The following is a 17,090-nucleotide window of genomic DNA, read 5'->3' as shown; positions in this document are numbered from 1 at the left end:
GGTGTTCGGGAAGATTATCTTATCGCAAAGGTACCATCGTCTGCCAGGGGCGGCGGTACCATCCCTCGCCGCGCACGATTTTCATGAACCCGGACTGGCCATAGGGGAAATCAAGTGCGAAGCTGAGTCGCGACCACGGTTACCTCGCGGTCATGAACCATTACTCCTAAGGAACTTCAGACCGGATGGAGAGCTCGACGATGAGCGCACAACGGCGCCGGAGCACTCAGACCGCGTCCCATTGGGGCGTCTACCGGGTCGAAACCGACCGCGACACCGGGGAGATCCTCGCCACCGGGGGCGTTCCCTTCGACCGGGACCCCTCGCCTCTTCAGGCGGGGTTGCCGCAGACTGTCCGCGACCGGATGCGGATCGACCAGCCCTACGTGCGAGAAGGTTACCTGCGCTCACGCACCGCGAGCCGTGAACAGCGAGGCGCCGAGGCATTCGTCCCGGTGAGCTGGGACCGGGCCCTGGACCTGGTTTGCGAATCGCTCCTCGACGCCCGCGAGCGTGGGGGCAATGAGTCGCTCTACGGCGGCTCTTACGGCTGGGCCAGCGCCGGCCGCCTGCACCACTCCCCGAGCGTGCTCAAACGCTTCCTGGGACTCTTCGGTGGCTACACCGACAAGAGCGGCAACCACAGCTTCGGCGCCGCGCTCGGCGTGATGCCCTACATCCTCGGACGCACGGACATCACCCGCCTGGTCGTGCCGTGGCCGGAGATCGTCGCACACACCCGCCTGCTCGTGATGTTCGGCGGCGCCCCGTTGAAGAACGCGCAGATCGACCCGGGCGGTGCGGTCAACCACGACAACGCGGATTGGTTCCGCCGGGCCCGCGCCGCCGGCGTCGAGGTCGTCTGCATCAGCCCGTATCGCCAGGACGTCACCGACACAGCCGCGCCCGAATGGTTGCCGCTACGCCCCGGCACCGACGTCGCACTGATGCTTGCCCTGGGTCACGTCCTCGTCACCGACTGCCTGGTCGACCGCCGGTTCGTCGGCTCACACTGCGCGGGCTACCCGGAGTTCGAGCGGTACCTGCTCGGCAGCGACGACGGTCAGGCGAAGGATCCCGAGTGGGCCGAGGGAATCACCGGGGTTTCTGCCGCGACTACCCGGGAACTCGCGCATCGGATGGCGAACACGCGGGCCGTCATCAACACCGCGTGGGCCGTGCAGCGCGCCCACCACGGCGAGCAGCCGGTCTGGGCGACGATCGCACTGGCCGCGATGCTCGGCCAGATCGGCCTGCCCGGGGCCGGGTTCAGCCTCGGCTTCGGCGCGGTGAGCGGCATCTCCCAACCGTACCCAGCCGGCATCCCGCGGCCAAAGATGCCGCTGGGCCCGAACGCGGTCACCACCAAGATCCCCGTCGGACGCGTGCACGAGCTGCTCCTCCGTCCCGGCGAGACGCTCGAGCACAACGGGACGACGCTCAGATTGCCCCGCACCGAGCTCATCTACTCCGCCGGCGGCAATCCCTTCCACCACAACCTGAACCTCAACCGCTTCGTCGCGGCGTGGCGCAAACCCGGTACGGTCATCGTGCACGAGCCGTGGTGGACGCCGCCCGCCAAGTTCGCCGACATCGTCCTGCCGTCGACGACCACGATGGAGCGCAACGACATCGCGGCCGCCGACCACAGCCGGTTCTGGATCGCCATGCACCAGGTGGTCGAGCCGTTCGCCCAGGCGCGCAACGACTTCGACGTCTTCGCCGAGCTGGCCGACCGGTTGGGCTTCGGCACTGACTACCACTGCGATCGCACCGAGATGCAATGGCTGCGGCACATGTACGACGGCGCGCTGGTCGCCGCACGGGAGCGCGGTTTCGATCCGCCGGAGTTCGACGAATTCTGGGCCGCCGAGTCCTACGAGTTCAACGAGATCGAGGAGCCGGTGACGCTACTGGCCGACTACCGCGCCGATCCGGACACCCATCCACTCGACACGCCGTCGGGCAAGATCGAAATCACGAGTGACGTCGTCCGCGCATTCCGCTACGCCGACTGTCCCGCGCACCCAGCGTGGCTGGAACCCGCGGAGTGGCTGGGCAGTCCGCGGGCCAAGCGCTACCCCCTGCACCTGCTGACCAACCAACCGAAGCATCGCCTGCACAGCCAACTCGACAACTCTCCGCTCAGCCGCGCTGCCAAAGTTTCAGGCCGTGAAGCGATCCTGCTCAACGAAGAGGACGCTCGCAGCCGCGGCCTTCACGCCGGGGACGTCGTCCGCGTGTTCAACGATCGCGGGGCATTTCTGGCGGGAGTGACCATCACAGGTTCCGACACGCTGCTGCCCGGTGTGGCACAGGTGCCAACGGGCGCCTGGTACGACCCGCAGGACCCTGGTCAGATCGGCACGCTGGAGAAGCACGGCAATCCCAACGTGGTCACGTCGGACCAGGGCACGTCACAGCTCACGCAGTGCACGGCCGCACAGACCTGTCTGGTCGAGGTGGAACTGTGTACTGATCCGCCGCCGGTCACCGCATTCGAGTGGCCACGCATCGTCTCAGCGGAAGAGGGTCGATGACGGCCGGAGATCGCCGGCGTTGGCCCGCCGTCTTCAGCCTCCTCGTCCTCGTCCTCATCTCCTATATCGACCGAGTCAACACCTCGGTGCTCATCACCGATCCGGCTTTCACCGACCATTTCGGGCTCACCGGCCACCCGGCCGAGCAAGGCCTGCTGATGACGTTCTTCCTACTGGGCAACGGAATCGCCGCGTTCGCGCTCTCTCCGATCTACGAAACCCACTTCGGCGTTCGGCGCGGACTGCTGGTCAGCATCGTGTTGTGGTCCGCGCTGACACTGGTGTCTCCGTTCGCGCTGAGCGCGGTCGCACTGCTCGCCTTACGCTTCCTGCTCGGCATCGCGGAAGGGCCGCTGTTCTCCCTGAAGACGATGTACATCAGACACACCTTCGCCGACGGCGAAGTCGGCAAGCCCAACGTGATCAGCTCGATGGGCGTCTCGCTCGGCACGCGATCGGGTTGCCACTGGTGACCTTCCTCATCTATCACAGTGGCTGGGTCGCGTCCTACCTCGTGTTGGCCGGACTCAACGCGGTCGTCGGTCTGCCGCTGATCCTGCTGACAGTGCGCGGGAAGGTGCAGCGCGCCAGGTTGCGAGAGAAACCGCGCGTCCACACCACGCTCCGCGTCGCGCTGCGGACGCCGGGCCTGGGCTGGATCCTCGCCGTGGAGGTCGTGACGCTGGCGTTCCTGTGGGGCAGCAGTTCGTGGCTGCCGTCGTACCTGCTGCACAGCCGGCATTTCAGCCTGGCGCAGACCGGCGTGCTCTCGGCGTTGCCGTTCGTGCTCAGCCTGATGTCGGTTCTGGTGGGCGGGATGCTGATCGACCGGATGCTCCCGAGGCGGACGCCGGTGCTACTCCTCGTCGGCGGTCTGGGGTCGGCGCTGTCGGTCGTCACTGTCGTGATCGCGAGCGCGCCGGCGCTGGTGGCGGTGGGCCTGATCCTGGCCAATGGATTCTGGGGGCTGCAAGCGCCTGTCATCCCGACGCTCGTGCAGCACCACGCCGCCCCAGGGACCGTCGGCTCGACCTACGGTGTGGTCAACGGGATCGGCAACGTGGTGTCCGCGTTCATGCCGACAGTGATGGGCGCGGCAATCGGCGCGGGCGGCCGCAACGGCTACACATACGGCTATCTCCTCCTGGTGGGCACACAGCTCGTCGCCGCAGCGGTCGGCGTACTTCTCCTGGCGCGCCGAACGAACCGGCCCCGCGACGGGATTGCGCTGATCACAAACAGCTTGCACCCCGGCAACCCGACGTCCACAGTAGACCAATAATTGAGCATTAAGATACCTAAGGAGCTGCGGATGTTGAGCGTTTCCGTGCTCGGCTGTGGCGCGATCGGCGGCGTCGTCGCCCGCGCGTTGCAAGCCGGTGAGGTGCCGGGGGTCGTGCTGGCCGGAGTAGCGCACCGCGACCCGGTCGACCCGCCGGACCTGCCGGTGATCGACGAGGCGGCCTTGCTCGTCAGTTCCGACCTCGTGGTGGAATGCGCGGGACACGCCGCTCTCTCCGGCACTGGGCCGAGCGTGGTCGCGGCGGGGCTGGACCTGTTCGTCACCTCGGTGGGCGCGCTCGCCGATGCGGATCTGCTGCGCACCTTGTCCGCCGGCCCGGGCCGCGTGCAGCTCACGACCGGCGCGATCGGCGGCCTCGACCTGATCCGCTCGGCTGCGGCGATGGGCGGTCTGCGTCGGGTGCGCATCACTACGACGAAACGCCCGGAGATCCTCGGACAGAAGTGGATGACCGACACCGAGCTCTCACGGTTGGGGTCCGCCACCGAGCCTCTGGTGTTGCGGGAGGGCAGCGCTCGAGAGATCGCCACGGCGTTCCCCCGTTCGGCCAACGTCGCCGCGTCCGTGGCGCTCGCCGCAGGCGACTGGGAAGTGGTCGAAGCCGCTGTGGTCGCCGACCCGGGTGCGGAGCGAACGACCCATGTGATCGAAGCGGAGGGGAACGCCGGCCGCTACCGGTTCGAGATCGAGAACCTGCCGTCGGAACAGACGCCGACGACCAGCGCGGTGGTGCCCTACGCGGTGCTGCGGGCCATCGGCGAACTGGCCGGTCGTAGCCCCGTGTTCCGCTGACGCGGATCGGGCCGGCCCTCCCCAGTGGGTGAGCCGGCCCGATCCGCGGGTGACCATGAACTCGGTGGTCCCCGCCACCGCGCCCATGTGGAGGTGCGTGGGCGTCACGAGCTGTCCAGCCTCGTACGGCTCACGCGTGGCGGCGGATCTCGGCTACGGTCGGCGGGTAAACCCGATCAACGGGTGACCGCGAGTCCGTCGATCTCCACGATCGCGCCATACGGCAGAGCGGCGACCTCCAGAAACGTCCGGGCCGGTCGCGCACCGGGGAACAAGTCGCGGTACTGCTCGTTCGCCTCGGTACGCAGCGACACGTCGGTCACGTAGTACGTGCACTTCACCAGGTCGCCGAGGCTCCCGCCCACAGTCGCCAACCGCTCCGCAAGGCGGTCCATAGCCGCGTCGAGCGCGGCCCGGCGCCCGGCGACGGCGACTCCGTCGCGATCCACACCCAGCGCGCCCGAGACGTGAACCAGGTCGCCGGCCACCACGGCCGGGCGGTACGGATGGTCCTGCGCCACGGGCTCGGCATCCACGACGACGGGTGGCTCCGGCAAGCATACGAACCCGTCGGCGTCGGCTACGAGGTAATCACCCGGCCGCACATGGGCGCCGGCGAAGACCAGCTCCAGGTCGCGTTCCCCCGCACCGGTGGTGCTCCCCCGCCGCGGACACGCGCCCCGGGCCAGCACCCCGAGATCGAGCTTGCGCAGCGTCTCCGTGTCCCGCACCGCGCCGTTGAACACGACTCCGGACCACCCGTTCTCGATCGCGAGCGCGGCCGAAACGTCACCGAACAACGCCCTCCGCAACGACCCACCGCCGTCGACCACCAGCACTCGGCCCTCACCGGGTTCCGACAGCGTGGCCCGCGCCAGCCGGGTGTCCTCGTGGCACAGCACGGTGACCACCCTCCCGGCGAACCGGTCGCGGCCTCCGTAACCTGAGAAGCCGCCCTCACAGACTTCAGCGGCCTCCCCGTATTCGTCCGCGAGATCTGCGGTGGACAGTCGAATCGCTGGGGTCGTGGTCATGCCGGAAACGCCTTCCTGCCGTTGGTTTCCCAGAAGCCTTCCGGCGACGCAATCGCCTCGACTTCCGGATGGCGGCGGCCCGCGCGCCGCACCGCGTTCGCGGCGGCCGGCGTCTCGCCGACCACAGCGACGGGCCGCAGCCGAAGCCGGGCTCGCACGTGATCGATGGCGGCGTCGACGTCGACATCCACATCTTCATCGGCCAGCGCTGTGTAGGCGTCGCGAGCGGCCGGTTCTGTCACGTACTCGGGGCCACCGTCACGGAAGTAGTGGAACGGCGCGGCGACCAGGTAGCCGCGGGCGGCCATCGCGCGCAGCGCGCGTTCGAATCCGGCCGTGATCCCGTGTGCGCCGTGCAGCGCGACAATGGCCTCGGTGGCCGGGCCGTTCAGGGGCTCGCACACGAACAGCGGCGCGGCGGTGGTCAGCACGATCCGGCCGCGGTTCGCCGGCCCGTGCGCGTGGTGGTGATCGCCGTCGGGCATCCGGGGCTCCTCGGGTCAGAAAACGGGCAACGGGGGTACGAACGGCTTCGGCATCGGGGCGAGCGCGGTCATGTCGACCTCGACCACGAACGGCCGGCGCGCGGACAAAGCCTCGGACAGCGCGTCATCGAAGTCGTCCGCCGCCCGCACCAGGCGATGCTCGAGACCGACCGACGCGGCCAGTCGGGCGAAATCGAACGCCAGCAGGTCGACGCCGGCCCGCCGCTTGCCGTGCACGTCCTGCATGCTGCGCAGCACGCCGTAACCGCCGTCGTTGAACACGATCAGGATGAGCCACGGGCTCTGCTCGGCCAGTGTCGCGATCTCGCCGATGTGCACCGAGACGCCGCCGTCGCCGGCGATGACGGCTGTCGGCTGGTCGCGCTGCGCGGCGGCCGCGCCGATGCCCATCGCCAAGCCCTGCCCGATCCCGCCTCCGAGGGGGTAGACGTTGGTGGCCGGGTCGTAGATCTCCAGCAGGCGGTTGCCCCACGTGCTGGAGGGAACCGTCACGTCACGCGCGATGACGGAGTCTTCGGGCAGATGCAGCCGGAGCGAGTCGCAAAGCTGGGCGTACTGGCCGATCGCCGACCGCTGATCCTTGCGCACTGCATGCCGAGTCGACGTACCGCGCGCAGTCCAATCCGGTTCTCGGGCCGTTTCCCAGCCGCGTAGACGCTTCAGCAGACCTTCCACCGTGACGGCCGCATCGCCGGCCAGGCCGACCGTCGCCGGGTAGTTGCGGCCGAGTGCGAGCGGGTCGACGTCGATCTGCACGTGCTTGCCCGGCATGGCGAGCGCGAAGTTCGCGGTCTCGCTAGCGCGGTAATGTGTACCGACGCCGATCAGCAGGTCGGCGGCGGCAAGCAGTTCGCGGGCGTCGGGGTAGGTGGCGTAGTTGCCGATCACCTGCTCGTGGTCTTCGCGGATGCTGCCGCGGCCGGCGTTGCTCGTCAGCACCGGCAGCCCCAGGAGTTCCGCCAGTTCCAGCAGCTCCGCTCGGGCTCCTCGGCCACCGCCGCCGATCCAAAGGACTGGCCGTCGCGCGGCGAGAACGAGCTCGGCGGCTTCGTCGAGTGCCGCGTCCGACGCCACCGGTGGTTGCGCGAGTGCGCGGTGCATCGGCGTTTCCGCGGTCTGCGCCGCGTATTGCAGGTCGTAGGGCCATTCGACGCTGACCGGACCTTGTGGCGCCGCAAGGGCTTCAGCGGCCGCCGCCCACAGCACTCGCCGCGCGCCTTCGGCGCTCAGCACCGTCTTCGCCGACTTCGACACTGCGCGCAGCAGGTCGGTCTGCCGGGGCGTGTCGTGCAGCATCCCCCGGTCCTGGTTGAGGTACGCGCTCTCGATCTGGCCGGTGATGTGCAGGACGCGGCTACCCGCCGCCTGCGCCTCCACCATTGATCCGGCGGCGTTACCTGCCCCGGTGCCGGTGCTGGTGATCGCGACTCCCAGGCCACCGCTGACGCGCGAGTACGCGTCGGCCGCGTTGACCGCGGCAGCCTCGTGCCGCACCGCGACGAACATGCCCTCCCGGTCCAGCGCCTCGACCAGGGGCAGGTTGTGCACGCTCGCGACGCCGAACGCAACCCGCACGTCGTACTCGCACATCAGCTCGATGAGCAGGTCACCGCCGTGGCGATCGACCATGAGAACCTCCAGGGTAAAAGGGATCAGACGTAGCGGGCGACGCCGCCGCCGACGTCGAGGGTCGCGCCCGTGACGTAGGACGAGCGAGGGGAGAGCAGGCTGACGATGGGGAACGCGACCTCGTCGGCCTCGCCGAACCGGCCGAGTGCGATGCCGCGATCGGCGGCGAGCTCAGCCGTCCACGAGGCGAAGTCCGACGGTGATCCCGAAGTTTCGTAGCGGCGACGCCACTGGCCGGTGTCGATGAGCCCGAGGCACACCGAGTTGACCCGGACCCTGTCGACGGCGAGCTCGTTCGCGAGCGAGGTGCTGAGGTTGAGCAGCGCCGCGCGAGCCGCGCTCGTGGCCGCGAGTCGCACCTCCGGCTGCCGCGCGAGGATCGCGTTCACGTTGACCACGGAGGCACCGGACGCCTTGCGCAGCCACGGCAGTGCGGCCCGCACGGTGTTGAGCACGCTCAGCACCTTCAGCCGCATCTGGTCCACCCACTGCTCGTCGGTGGTCTCCAACGGTGGCCGCATCAGCGAGCCACCGGCGTTGTTCACCACGCCGTCCACGCCGCCGAACTCGCCCACGAGCCCGGTGATGAGTTCCCCCACTGCGCCGGCGTCGAGAACGTCGCACGTTCGCTGGAGGAGGCGCGACCGAGCCTCCAGGCCGAGGTCTGTGAAGGCCGCCGCCAGCCGGTCACCGTCTCGCGCGCACACGCCGACGTTGGCCCCTTCGGCGAGGAGCATCCTCGCTGTGGCCAGACCTACCCCGTTGCTCGCGCCAGTGACCAGCACCGTTCGGCCGCTGAGCTGGAAATCCATCAGAGCTCCCCGATCCCCTCGGCAGCGGGCCTCATTCGAAGGCCGCCATTTCCTTCGTGCCACGTGCACGGGCCACGCCCGTCTTCTTCGCGCGCTCGCGCAAGTACTCCTCAGCTCGGCGCCGCAGCAGCCGGCGCACCCGGACGAGCGCGATGTCGTGCTGGTAGAGCCCTTCGCCGGCCACCGCGTCACGCGGCATCCGCTCGATCATCGCGCGGTCCTGCTCGAGCACGTGCCAGTGCCGCTCTTCCAGCACCACGCGGTAGAGGAAACGCCACGAGTCGCGCTGCCAGCCGGAAACCTTGCGGCACCGCCAGAAGAACGCGGCGTGGGTGTGCGGCCCGGTCGGGGTCAGCATTGCAATGATGGCGAACGCACCACCCGGCCCAGCCGATTCCGGGTACGGGATGTCCAGCCGCATCGCCTGGTATCCGTTGTCAATCCACTCGACCCAGTCGAAGTTCACAGACTTCTGATCGGTCTTCTCGAACAGGAACCCGGTGGCGGCGTCGCGGATCTGGAACGCCGCTTCCCGCTTGCCGAACGACATCGAATGCGACTCACGGTGCAGGAACGCCCCGTGCATGGGGTCCATCACGTTGTCCAGCGAGAGCTGGTATGGCGCGTCCCACTCGACGTAGCAGGGGAAGTTCTCCCACTCGTCGGAGGTGAGCTGCTCGGGGAGCTCGAGCGGCGTCGGCACGCTCCCGGTCTCGGTGATCCATGCGAAGATCGCGCCAGCGCGTTCGCACGCGGGGAAGGTCATCACGGCTTGACGGCCCTCGAGCGCGCAGCCCGGGCTACCCGGCACCGACACGACTTTCCCGGTGCCGTCGACCTGCACACCGTGGTAATTGCACGCCACCCGGTCGCCGAGGTGCACGCCCTGCGACAGCGGGGCGCTGCGGTGCGGACAGCGGTCGCGCTGCACGTGGACTTCACCCGCCGCGTCCCGCCAGAGCAGCAGGCTCTCGCCGACCCGGTTCAGCCGTACCAGCTCACCGCGCCGCACCGCGCCCGCGGGGCACAGCGCGTACCACTGGTCGCGCAGACCGTGGGTGAGCAACTCGTCCGCAGTGTCCACAATGGTCAGTCCAGAGCGCGGGCCGGGGTCCAGCTGCCAGGCCGGCCCGGCTTCCTTGCCGCCGACCCGTGCGAGTTCGGCGGTGAGGGTGTCGGGCGTCCAGTCGGACCCGGACGGCGGCCGCAGGCCACTCACGTTGAGCGCGGCCGTGAGGTCACCGAGCTCGTACGCTCCCGCCCGGTAAGCGGACTCGAGCTCGGCGGCCAACGCGAGCTCGTAGTTGCTCGGTGCGTCGCGGCGCGTCTGGTGGGGCTGGAGACAATGCATGAGAACTCCTGGTGGTGGCGTAAGTCCGAGGAGGACAGTCAGAGATCGAGGACGATCTCGTCGCCCTTGGCGCGAGAGACGCAGATCATCATCGAGCAGTTCTCGGCGCGCTCGGCGTCGGTGAGCACCGAGTCGCGGTGGTCGGGCGTTCCGGAGACGACCTTGGTCTCGCACGTGCCGCAGATGCCTTCTCGACACGACGAGGGGACGTCGAACCCGGCCGAATCGAGGACGTCGAGGATGGTTTGCCCGTCCTCGATTCGGAGCCGATCGCCCGTGGCCGCGAGCACGACGTCGAACGCCGAGCCGGATTCGGTCTCAGGCCGCGGCGCGGCGCGGAAGCGCTCCACTCGCACCAGCGACGGCTCGGGAGCGTGTTCTTCGACCGCGGCGATGAAGCTTTCCGGACCGCAGCAGTAGACAAGCGCTCCCGCGTGCTCGCGCAACAAGGCGCCCACGTCGATCGGACCACCGTTCTCGTCGTCTGCGTGCAACCTGACCCGGGGGTCGGACCAGCTCGCGATTTCGGCCCGGTAGGCCATCATCGAGCTGCTGCGAGCGCAGTAGGCGAGGTCGAACGGCGTGCCCGCCGCGCGCAGCCGCCGGGTCATCGCCAGAATCGGCGTGATGCCGATGCCGCCGGCGAGGAACAGGTAGCGATCGGCCTCCGCGAGCGGGAAGTTGTTGTACGGCCCTTCGACCGGCAACGACGACCCGACGCGGAGCCGATCATGCACGTGCTCGCTGCCGCCGCGGGAGGTGGGTGAGCGGTGGACGGCGACCGTCCAGGAAGCCCGGTCGCTGGCCGGACCACACAGCGAATACTGCCGCTGCAGCCCGTCGGCGAGGTGGAGCACGACGTGGGCGCCCGGTTCCCACATCGGCAGCTGCTCACCGGCAGGCTCCACGAGCCGGACCTCCACCACGCCGTCGGCGAGGCGGGTCATCTGCTCGACGCGCAAAGTCCGCTCTGACTCACTCATCTGATCTCCCTCAACGGGTGCTGCGGTGCTCAGTCCCTGGTGATGCCGTGCATCGGCGAGGTCTCCGGGTACGTCGGCAGCTGCGGCTTGCCGGTGCCGATCACAACGCAGAACAGCGCGTCCGTCTGCCCGGTGTTGCGCAGGCTGCGCGGCACGCCCGCCGGCACGCGAACGAGGTCGCGGTAGCCGAGCGTGCGGCTCGCGGTGCGGGCGCCGTCCGCGACGTCGTGCACCGTCACCTCGAGCTCGCCTTCCAGGACGTAGAAGACCTCTTCGACGTCGTGGTGCGTGTGCTCCGGGCCGACGCCGCCGACCGGCAGCCGCATGTTGGAGAAGGTGAAGCCGGCCGAGGGGATGATCCGGTTGTCGGACTCGTGGTTGCCCGTCGCGCCGGAGCCGATGTAGCGGATCTGCGCGCGCCGGAACTGCTCGCCCGCCTTGGACTGGAATGCCAGCGTGTCCCAGTCCTCCTGCCGCGATGCCGCAGTGGCGATGCAGGAGTCGAGGAGCTCTTGGAGGTCGGTGGTCGTGTTGGTCATGCGTCATCCTTAGGAATTTAGTTGAGCACTAAGATGTTTTGTTGTCCTCTTTATAGCAGCTCCCACGGCCGCACTCAACCCTGTTGGCACTCAAAGTTAACTTGGGACTAAGTGATATACCTGAACGAACCCATGGTGGACAAGCGAAAAGCTCGGCCGGTTAGCCGCGAGACCCTGCGAGCACTCGCCAACCGCAGTCAGCCGACGGAGACGTCGCCCCCCGGCTTCTGACGGGCGAAGTAGCCGGGGTCCGACTCCCCCGCCATGTGCTGCCGAGTGGTTGCCGATGGCGCACCAGCAGTGCCCCACAAGTCCGACAGCTCAGGAGTCCGCCGCCAGACACGGCACAACCACGCGTCCTCGACCACCTGCTCGACCTCGGACGTGTACTCGCAAACGAGCCCCGCCGGGTCAGCGAAGTAGCTGAACGTATTGTCCCCCGGGCCATGCCGGCCAGGTCCCCACAGCGGCATCTGCCCGTGGTGTCGCAGACGTCCGACGCCCCGCATCATGTGGTCGATCGACCCCATCTCGTACGCGACGTGGTTCACAGACGCCCACTTGGCCTGGTTGAACGCGATGCAGTGGTGATCGGAGTTGCACCTCAGGAACGCCATCTGGTGCTCCGACCAGTCCGAGATTCGCATACCCAGCACCGAGGTGTAGAACTCGCAGACAGCGTCGATGTCGGCCGTGTTGAGCACGACGTGTGCAACTTTCCGCGGAACCGCGGCACGCCCCTCCGGATCCTCGGGTGCCACCGCCCATGTGTCGCAAGAGAGCTCGATGAGCCGACCCTCGGGATCGACGAAACGCAGCCCGTAACCGGCGCCGGCCTGGTCGAGATTCCCCGGCGGCGTCACCACCGGCACGCCGAGGGATTCAAGCCGCTTCGCGGCTTCGTCGATCTCCCGTCGCGTCGCGACGGCGAACGCGATCTTGTCGAGCCCGTTCGCATCCGCATCGACCAACTGCAGGATGTGGTGCTCGGCCCCGGATCCGCGCAACCACACGGCTTCCGAACCAGAGTCCGTAGCCCGTAGGCCCCACACTTCCGAGTAAAAGCCCGCCGAGTCGGCGAGGGTCGTGGTGCGCAGCGAAACCGAGCGCAGCGACCGCAACCGGACCACGGGCTGCTGTGCAACCATCATTGTTCCTCCGAACGTCCGAAACTTATCTTAGGTGCAAGATAGCTTGCCTCGGCGTTCGGAACAACAGGCAGCGTCAGGGCGAGACTTCTTCCAGCGGTCGCCGCGCCGTCTCCTCGGCGAACAGTCCAGTGACGATCGCCGCGATCAGGGCCACAGCACCGAGGACGAGGAACACCGCCGCGAGGTCACCCCCGGCGTACACCGCCCCGATGACCACCGGCCCGATGATCACACCCAACCGGTTCCAGACTCCGGCCAAACTGCAGCCGAGCGCCCTGATACGAGTCGGGTAGAGCTCAGGGGTCATCAGGTAGAGGCCGCCACTCACGGCGTAGCCGAAGACGGCCGCCAGAGAGCTCCACACCATGATCTGCGCCGCGCTGCCGGCGCCGAGGATCCACAGCGCCAGCAGGAGAACCCCGGCGAACCCGGAGGCAGCCGTGAGCGCCCGGCGCCGGCCGAGCCGGTCCACCGTCAGCGCGATCAGCACGGACCCCAGCAAGCCGGCCACCGTGCCGGCCATGCTGTAGGTCAGCGCTTGACGCAGCGGCAAGTGGAATACCCCGCTGTAGATCGACGGCAGCCACGAAGCGATTCCGTAGACGACGAAGTACGCGCAGAACCACAAACACCACAGCACGAACGTGCGCCTGCGGTACCGCCCGGTGAACAACTCGCGCCACGATCCGCGGGTTTTCGCGTCCACCGCATCAACACCAGCGGGCTCGGGCCTCGGCAGCGGCTCGCCTGTGATCGCCTCGATTTTGGCCTCGATCCGTTCCACGGTTTGCCGGGCGCGATCCGCATACCCCCTGGCCGCGAGCCAGCGCGGCGATTCCGGCACCAGCTTGCGGATGAAGTACACCGCGGGCAGCGGTAGCGCCCCGATGACGAAGAGCCATCGCCAGCCGAACGTCGGCACGACCCACACCGCGGTCAGCGACGCCGCGGCCAGTCCCAGCGGAAAGATGACCTCGTACAACAGCACGAACCTCCCGCGATGCCGCGCGTTCGCGATCTCGCCGATGTAGGTCGCGGCGACCGGAACTTCACCGCCGATCCCCAGCCCCTGTACGACCCTGAGCAGCACGAACAACTCGAAGCTCGGCGCCGCGGCCAACAGCAGACTCGCGAATCCGTAGACGCAAAGCGAAACGACGATCACGCGGACTCGACCGAACCGGTCAGCGAGGTATCCGGACACCAGAGCGCCGCCGAGCATGCCCACCGATCCGGCCGTGATCGCCCACGTGGACCCGGCGGCACTGAGCTGCCACTCATGACTGAGCACCGGGAGAACGTAAGAGATCAACAACTGATCGAACGCGTCGAAGAAGGTGACAACGCCGATCACGAGGCGCACGGTCAACTGCCACCTCGTGATCGGCAGCCGGTCGAGCCGACCCGCCACATCCAACGCCGCAGTCCCGGACACGTCGATGTTCATCCGCGCTCCTCCTGGCGAAATGCGGAGCACCACCACGCGCCGCGTCTCCCACCACCGACAGCTTAGTGATGGCTAAGATTCTTAGCGCTGAACAATAAGGGTCGAACATGGGCGCGGATACAGCGCGGTCAGCGTCGTTATCGATCCGTGACGGAGGGACGGACCACCCGGAAGAAGGGGATCGACGCATGACACCGAGCGGAGCGACAGATGGCAGAGGAGTGCGCCGTCCACCCCTCGACCCTCATCGCGCGGATCACGCCTCTTCTGTGCGCGTCAGCCGAATCACCGGCAGCGCCCGGTCGGTCTTCTCCTGGTAATCGGCATACCGCCGCGGGCTCTCGACGATACGTCGCCACGCCACCTCACGCTCGCCACCTTCGAGCTGCTCAGGCACAACCCGATAGTGCCGACCATCGACTTCGACGGCGACCTGGTCGGGGTGGGCCGCCAGGTTGTGGTACCAAGCGGGATTCGTTGCCGCGCCACCGAGGGAGGCGACGACGAGCCAGTTGTCTCCATCAGGGAAGTAGGCCAAGGGTGTTTGTCGTTACTTGCCTGACTTCGCGCCGACAGTGCTGAGGTAGATGATGTCCATCCCGTTGAAGGTGTTCCCACTGCGTCGGTGCTGCTTGATCATCAGCTTGCGCGTCGGGCGAAAGAGCCACGTCATCACGCCGACGTTTGCCCCGCGCGTACCGCGCTGCACTTTGCGGATCGCCACGGCGTCCTCCTTGAAACTAAGTGATAGTCGACTATCACGTAGCTTAGCACTCGGGTTTCATCGGAGAGACTTGTGACGAACCGCCTCATCCAGAGCTGCATCGGACCACGCAACCGCGGTCACCGCGGTCGACCGTGATAAGTGACCATCGTGGACAGACCCGGCTGTGGCCCTTCACTTGCCTGGCCGGGATCCTGCAACGCCGGCGGCGCTACTACGGCGGGCAACACACCAACGACGGCGTCTACGACCGCATTTCCTGCGAACTCGTCCGCTACATCTGGGGCACATCCCGCCCCGACCGGCCCGCGCCGCGCCGGCGCGAGTGGTGACCACCGAGCTTGCAGCTGGTCCTCGTGGCGGACGCGCACGCCGGCGACGAGGACACCCACCCGCCCGGGACTTTTCCGGGCACGTGATCCTTCCGCACTACGACAGCGCCACCCGCTACCGGCACCAGCACCGGCCATCGCCGGGGCCTGACGTGGAAACCGCCGGTTTTGCGGCTGCTCGGCGGTTCCCGTCCGCGCGGTGATCCGTCTGGCTGTTGACATCGGGAAAGTTGGTGTCACTGACCAGTGGATGGCACATGGTGTTCATCAGGGCGGATCGTTTTGAACTGGCCGCCGGCGCGGTGCGATGGCCCCAATCCCGGCGACCTGGCCCGGAGCCGCACTGGGAGGCTTCGTATGCGCGTCTTCGTTCGTTCGGTCACCACGGTCTGCGCCGCTGTCGCACTGGTCGGTGGCGGCGTGGCCATCACCGGTGGCGTGGCGGAAGCCGCGACCTGCTCCACGGCCCGTCTGCCGCTGCACGCCGGGCACCTACAACCCCGACGTCACCCAGTCCACCATCCACAGCACGATCTGCGTGTCCGGCTGGACCGCCACCGTGCGCCCGCCGACCTCCTACACCAACCCGCTGAAGGTCCAGGGCATCGCCGACTACGGCTACAGCGACACCAACCTCGCCGACTACGAGGAAGACCACATGGTCCCGCTCGAGCTCGGCGGCGCACCCCGGGACCCGAAGAACCTCTGGCCCGAGCCCTGCTCCGGCACTCAGACCGCCCACACCAAGGACGGCACCGAGACCAAGCTGAAGAACGCCGTCTGCGCCGGCACCATCACCCTCTCCGCCGCCCGCTCGGCGATCAAGAACAACTGGACCACCGCCCTGCAGGTCACCGGCATCGGCTGATCACCCCAGCCCGGCTGCACGTCCTCACCGCCGGCTCGACGCATCGTGCCGGTGGTGAGGACCCCGGTTCTCGGTGTGTCCGTAGCTGTCGGGGGGCGGCCCCCTTCAGGGGTCGGCCCTGAAGGGGGCCGCCCCGCGCGCCCCTTCACCCGCGCGCATCGGCACCCCGGAAGAACTCGCGGGCCGGTACAAGCAGGCCGAGCAGCGAAAGCGCGAGGAAGACCACCTGGTGAATGTGGTCCTTACCCGGCGGCAGTTGGCCGACCAGGTGCGCCACCCAAAACACCGGATAGAACCACAACGCGAACCACGCCCACCGCTCCCGCCGCCGGAATGGCACGAGCGCAAGCAGCCCGCCGAACAAGCCCACCCCGATCGAGGCCAGCCCGTCAGCGCGGTACAGCAGCTCGTCACCGGCCGGCGGAGCGAGGGCGACACCCGCGCCGAACCCCAGGACCCCGAGGCTGACCGCCACCAGGCAGATCCACCCGCCGCTCAACGCTGCACCCGCACGCTGCACCCGGCCAACGTACTGCCGCCAACCGCCTTCCGAATGAGCTCGCCGCAGGCTTCGGTAACGGGATCGGCATCGACGGCGACCTGGTGGTGTGCGCACCGAGGGCTCGATCGACGCGAGGCTGACGCGGCTGCTGGCCGCGTGGCGCCGCAACATCGAGGTCGAACCACTCGCGGCGTCGCTGGACATCGCGACGATGCGCCGCCGCTGGCTGAGCAGGCGGACAGACGTCCCCAGCTGGTCGGGGCTTCGTCGTCGAGTGCCATCCAGGCGGTCGAACGCCGCGCATGCCGGTCGGTGGGCGGACTCGCGGCACGGCCTACCGAGGGTAGAGGCGCTGCCACGCGACGTCGGCAACCCAGTGAACCACTCGTCCAATTAGGTGTCCACCCGGTGAATTCGCCGCGAACTGGTTCAGACCAGGTAGAGCCTTGTCTGGTTCGACCTCCGACCGGACCCCCACAAGGGTGATACGGCGGAGCAACTGGAGGGGTACAACAATGAGATTCAAGATGGGCGCGGTTCTCGCCGCGGCAGCGTCGTTGACGTTCGGCTTGAGTGG

Annotated in this window: 16 protein-coding genes and 1 pseudogene; 5 read left to right on the top strand and 12 right to left on the bottom strand. The window is 68.1% G+C overall.

The window, feature by feature from the left end:
* Positions 1-200: 200 nt before the first annotated feature.
* The 3 genes and pseudogenes from ABZU76_RS38120 to ABZU76_RS38110 all read left to right on the top strand — a co-directional run bounded on the left by ABZU76_RS38120 (position 201) and on the right by ABZU76_RS38110 (position 4,635).
* Entirely contained in the window at positions 201-2,540 is a 2,340-nt protein-coding gene (locus tag ABZU76_RS38120) for a molybdopterin-dependent oxidoreductase (protein ID WP_354878920.1), read from the top strand.
* Positions 2,537-3,822 (top strand): annotated as a pseudogene (locus tag ABZU76_RS38115) (MFS transporter). Before ABZU76_RS38120 ends, ABZU76_RS38115 begins: the two are co-directional and overlap by 4 nt.
* 30 nt (positions 3,823-3,852) lie before the next feature.
* Complete coding sequence (locus tag ABZU76_RS38110) at positions 3,853-4,635, top strand: aspartate dehydrogenase domain-containing protein (RefSeq protein WP_354878917.1); 783 nt, start codon at positions 3,853-3,855, stop codon at positions 4,633-4,635.
* 176 nt (positions 4,636-4,811) lie between these two features.
* Here the strand turns inward: ABZU76_RS38110 and rraA are convergent, their stop codons facing one another.
* The 11 genes from rraA to ABZU76_RS38055 form a co-directional block, all read right to left on the bottom strand.
* The gene (gene rraA / locus ABZU76_RS38105; protein ID WP_354878914.1) at positions 4,812-5,669 is read right to left on the bottom strand and encodes a ribonuclease E activity regulator RraA; all 858 of its coding nucleotides are present in this window, start codon (positions 5,667-5,669) and stop codon (positions 4,812-4,814) included.
* Positions 5,666-6,154, bottom strand: coding sequence for a dienelactone hydrolase family protein (locus ABZU76_RS38100; protein WP_354878911.1), 489 nt, complete (start codon positions 6,152-6,154; stop codon positions 5,666-5,668). The genes rraA and ABZU76_RS38100 overlap by 4 nt, the downstream gene beginning before the upstream one ends.
* Positions 6,155-6,169: 15 nt before the next feature.
* Complete coding sequence (locus ABZU76_RS38095) at positions 6,170-7,804, bottom strand: thiamine pyrophosphate-binding protein (protein ID WP_354878908.1); 1,635 nt, start codon at positions 7,802-7,804, stop codon at positions 6,170-6,172.
* A gap of 23 nt (positions 7,805-7,827) precedes the next feature.
* Entirely contained in the window at positions 7,828-8,616 is a 789-nt protein-coding gene (locus tag ABZU76_RS38090) for an SDR family oxidoreductase (RefSeq protein WP_354878906.1), read from the bottom strand.
* A gap of 31 nt (positions 8,617-8,647) precedes the next feature.
* Positions 8,648-9,967 carry a recombinase-like helix-turn-helix domain-containing protein gene (locus ABZU76_RS38085; protein ID WP_354878903.1) on the bottom strand — a complete coding sequence of 440 codons (1,320 nt, stop codon included), beginning with the start codon at positions 9,965-9,967 and terminating at the stop codon, positions 8,648-8,650.
* Positions 9,968-10,005: 38 nt separating this feature from the next.
* On the bottom strand, positions 10,006-10,950 hold the full coding sequence (locus ABZU76_RS38080) for a PDR/VanB family oxidoreductase (RefSeq protein ID WP_354878900.1): 945 nt from the start codon (positions 10,948-10,950) through the stop codon (positions 10,006-10,008).
* 29 nt (positions 10,951-10,979) lie between these two features.
* A complete protein-coding gene (locus ABZU76_RS38075; RefSeq protein ID WP_354878897.1) occupies positions 10,980-11,489 on the bottom strand; it encodes a cupin domain-containing protein in 510 nt (169 codons plus the stop codon).
* A 197-nt stretch (positions 11,490-11,686) separates the two neighbouring features.
* A complete protein-coding gene (locus ABZU76_RS38070; RefSeq protein WP_354879235.1) occupies positions 11,687-12,619 on the bottom strand; it encodes a VOC family protein in 933 nt (310 codons plus the stop codon).
* Positions 12,620-12,713: 94 nt separating this feature from the next.
* Positions 12,714-14,087 (bottom strand): MFS transporter, encoded by a 1,374-nt coding sequence (locus tag ABZU76_RS38065; RefSeq protein WP_354878894.1) that lies wholly within the window; start codon positions 14,085-14,087, stop codon positions 12,714-12,716.
* Positions 14,088-14,343: 256 nt separating this feature from the next.
* A complete protein-coding gene (locus tag ABZU76_RS38060) occupies positions 14,344-14,625 on the bottom strand; it encodes a nitroreductase/quinone reductase family protein (RefSeq protein WP_354878891.1) in 282 nt (93 codons plus the stop codon).
* Positions 14,626-14,637: 12 nt separating this feature from the next.
* Complete coding sequence (locus tag ABZU76_RS38055; RefSeq protein WP_354878888.1) at positions 14,638-14,811, bottom strand: hypothetical protein; 174 nt, start codon at positions 14,809-14,811, stop codon at positions 14,638-14,640.
* A 134-nt stretch (positions 14,812-14,945) separates the two neighbouring features.
* Here ABZU76_RS38055 and ABZU76_RS38050 point away from each other — a divergent pair, with 134 nt between their 5' ends.
* Both ABZU76_RS38050 and ABZU76_RS38045 read left to right on the top strand, forming a co-directional pair.
* Complete coding sequence (locus ABZU76_RS38050) at positions 14,946-15,143, top strand: hypothetical protein (protein WP_354878886.1); 198 nt, start codon at positions 14,946-14,948, stop codon at positions 15,141-15,143.
* Positions 15,144-15,576: 433 nt separating this feature from the next.
* The gene (locus ABZU76_RS38045) at positions 15,577-16,011 is read left to right on the top strand and encodes a hypothetical protein (protein ID WP_354878883.1); all 435 of its coding nucleotides are present in this window, start codon (positions 15,577-15,579) and stop codon (positions 16,009-16,011) included.
* 145 nt (positions 16,012-16,156) lie between these two features.
* On the opposite strand, the gene ABZU76_RS38040 is transcribed toward ABZU76_RS38045, so the two are convergent.
* Positions 16,157-16,717, bottom strand: coding sequence for a hypothetical protein (locus tag ABZU76_RS38040; RefSeq protein WP_354878880.1), 561 nt, complete (start codon positions 16,715-16,717; stop codon positions 16,157-16,159).
* Positions 16,718-17,090: the final 373 nt, after the last annotated feature.

The organism is Amycolatopsis sp. NPDC005232 (assembly GCF_040607795.1).
Lineage (GTDB): Bacteria > Actinomycetota > Actinomycetes > Mycobacteriales > Pseudonocardiaceae > Amycolatopsis.
The sequence above is the reverse complement of the archived record's forward strand: the minus strand, read 5'-3'. Positions and strand labels throughout refer to the sequence as shown.

What these genes read in the sequence shown, in the direction of transcription:
- ABZU76_RS38120 (WP_354878920.1), top strand. Translation starts at nt 201, where the DNA reads ATGAGCGCACAACGGCGCCGGAGCACTCAGACCGCGTCCCATTGGGGC.
- ABZU76_RS38040 (WP_354878880.1), bottom strand. Translation starts at nt 16,717, where the DNA reads ATGTCCAGCGACGCCGCGAGTGGTTCGACCTCGATGTTGCGGCGCCAC.
- ABZU76_RS38065 (WP_354878894.1), bottom strand. Translation starts at nt 14,087, where the DNA reads ATGAACATCGACGTGTCCGGGACTGCGGCGTTGGATGTGGCGGGTCGG.
- rraA (WP_354878914.1), bottom strand. Translation starts at nt 5,669, where the DNA reads ATGACCACGACCCCAGCGATTCGACTGTCCACCGCAGATCTCGCGGAC.
- ABZU76_RS38100 (WP_354878911.1), bottom strand. Translation starts at nt 6,154, where the DNA reads ATGCCCGACGGCGATCACCACCACGCGCACGGGCCGGCGAACCGCGGC.
- ABZU76_RS38085 (WP_354878903.1), bottom strand. Translation starts at nt 9,967, where the DNA reads ATGCATTGTCTCCAGCCCCACCAGACGCGCCGCGACGCACCGAGCAAC.
- ABZU76_RS38080 (WP_354878900.1), bottom strand. Translation starts at nt 10,950, where the DNA reads ATGAGTGAGTCAGAGCGGACTTTGCGCGTCGAGCAGATGACCCGCCTC.
- ABZU76_RS38075 (WP_354878897.1), bottom strand. Translation starts at nt 11,489, where the DNA reads ATGACCAACACGACCACCGACCTCCAAGAGCTCCTCGACTCCTGCATC.
- ABZU76_RS38090 (WP_354878906.1), bottom strand. Translation starts at nt 8,616, where the DNA reads ATGGATTTCCAGCTCAGCGGCCGAACGGTGCTGGTCACTGGCGCGAGC.
- ABZU76_RS38110 (WP_354878917.1), top strand. Translation starts at nt 3,853, where the DNA reads ATGTTGAGCGTTTCCGTGCTCGGCTGTGGCGCGATCGGCGGCGTCGTC.
- ABZU76_RS38095 (WP_354878908.1), bottom strand. Translation starts at nt 7,804, where the DNA reads ATGGTCGATCGCCACGGCGGTGACCTGCTCATCGAGCTGATGTGCGAG.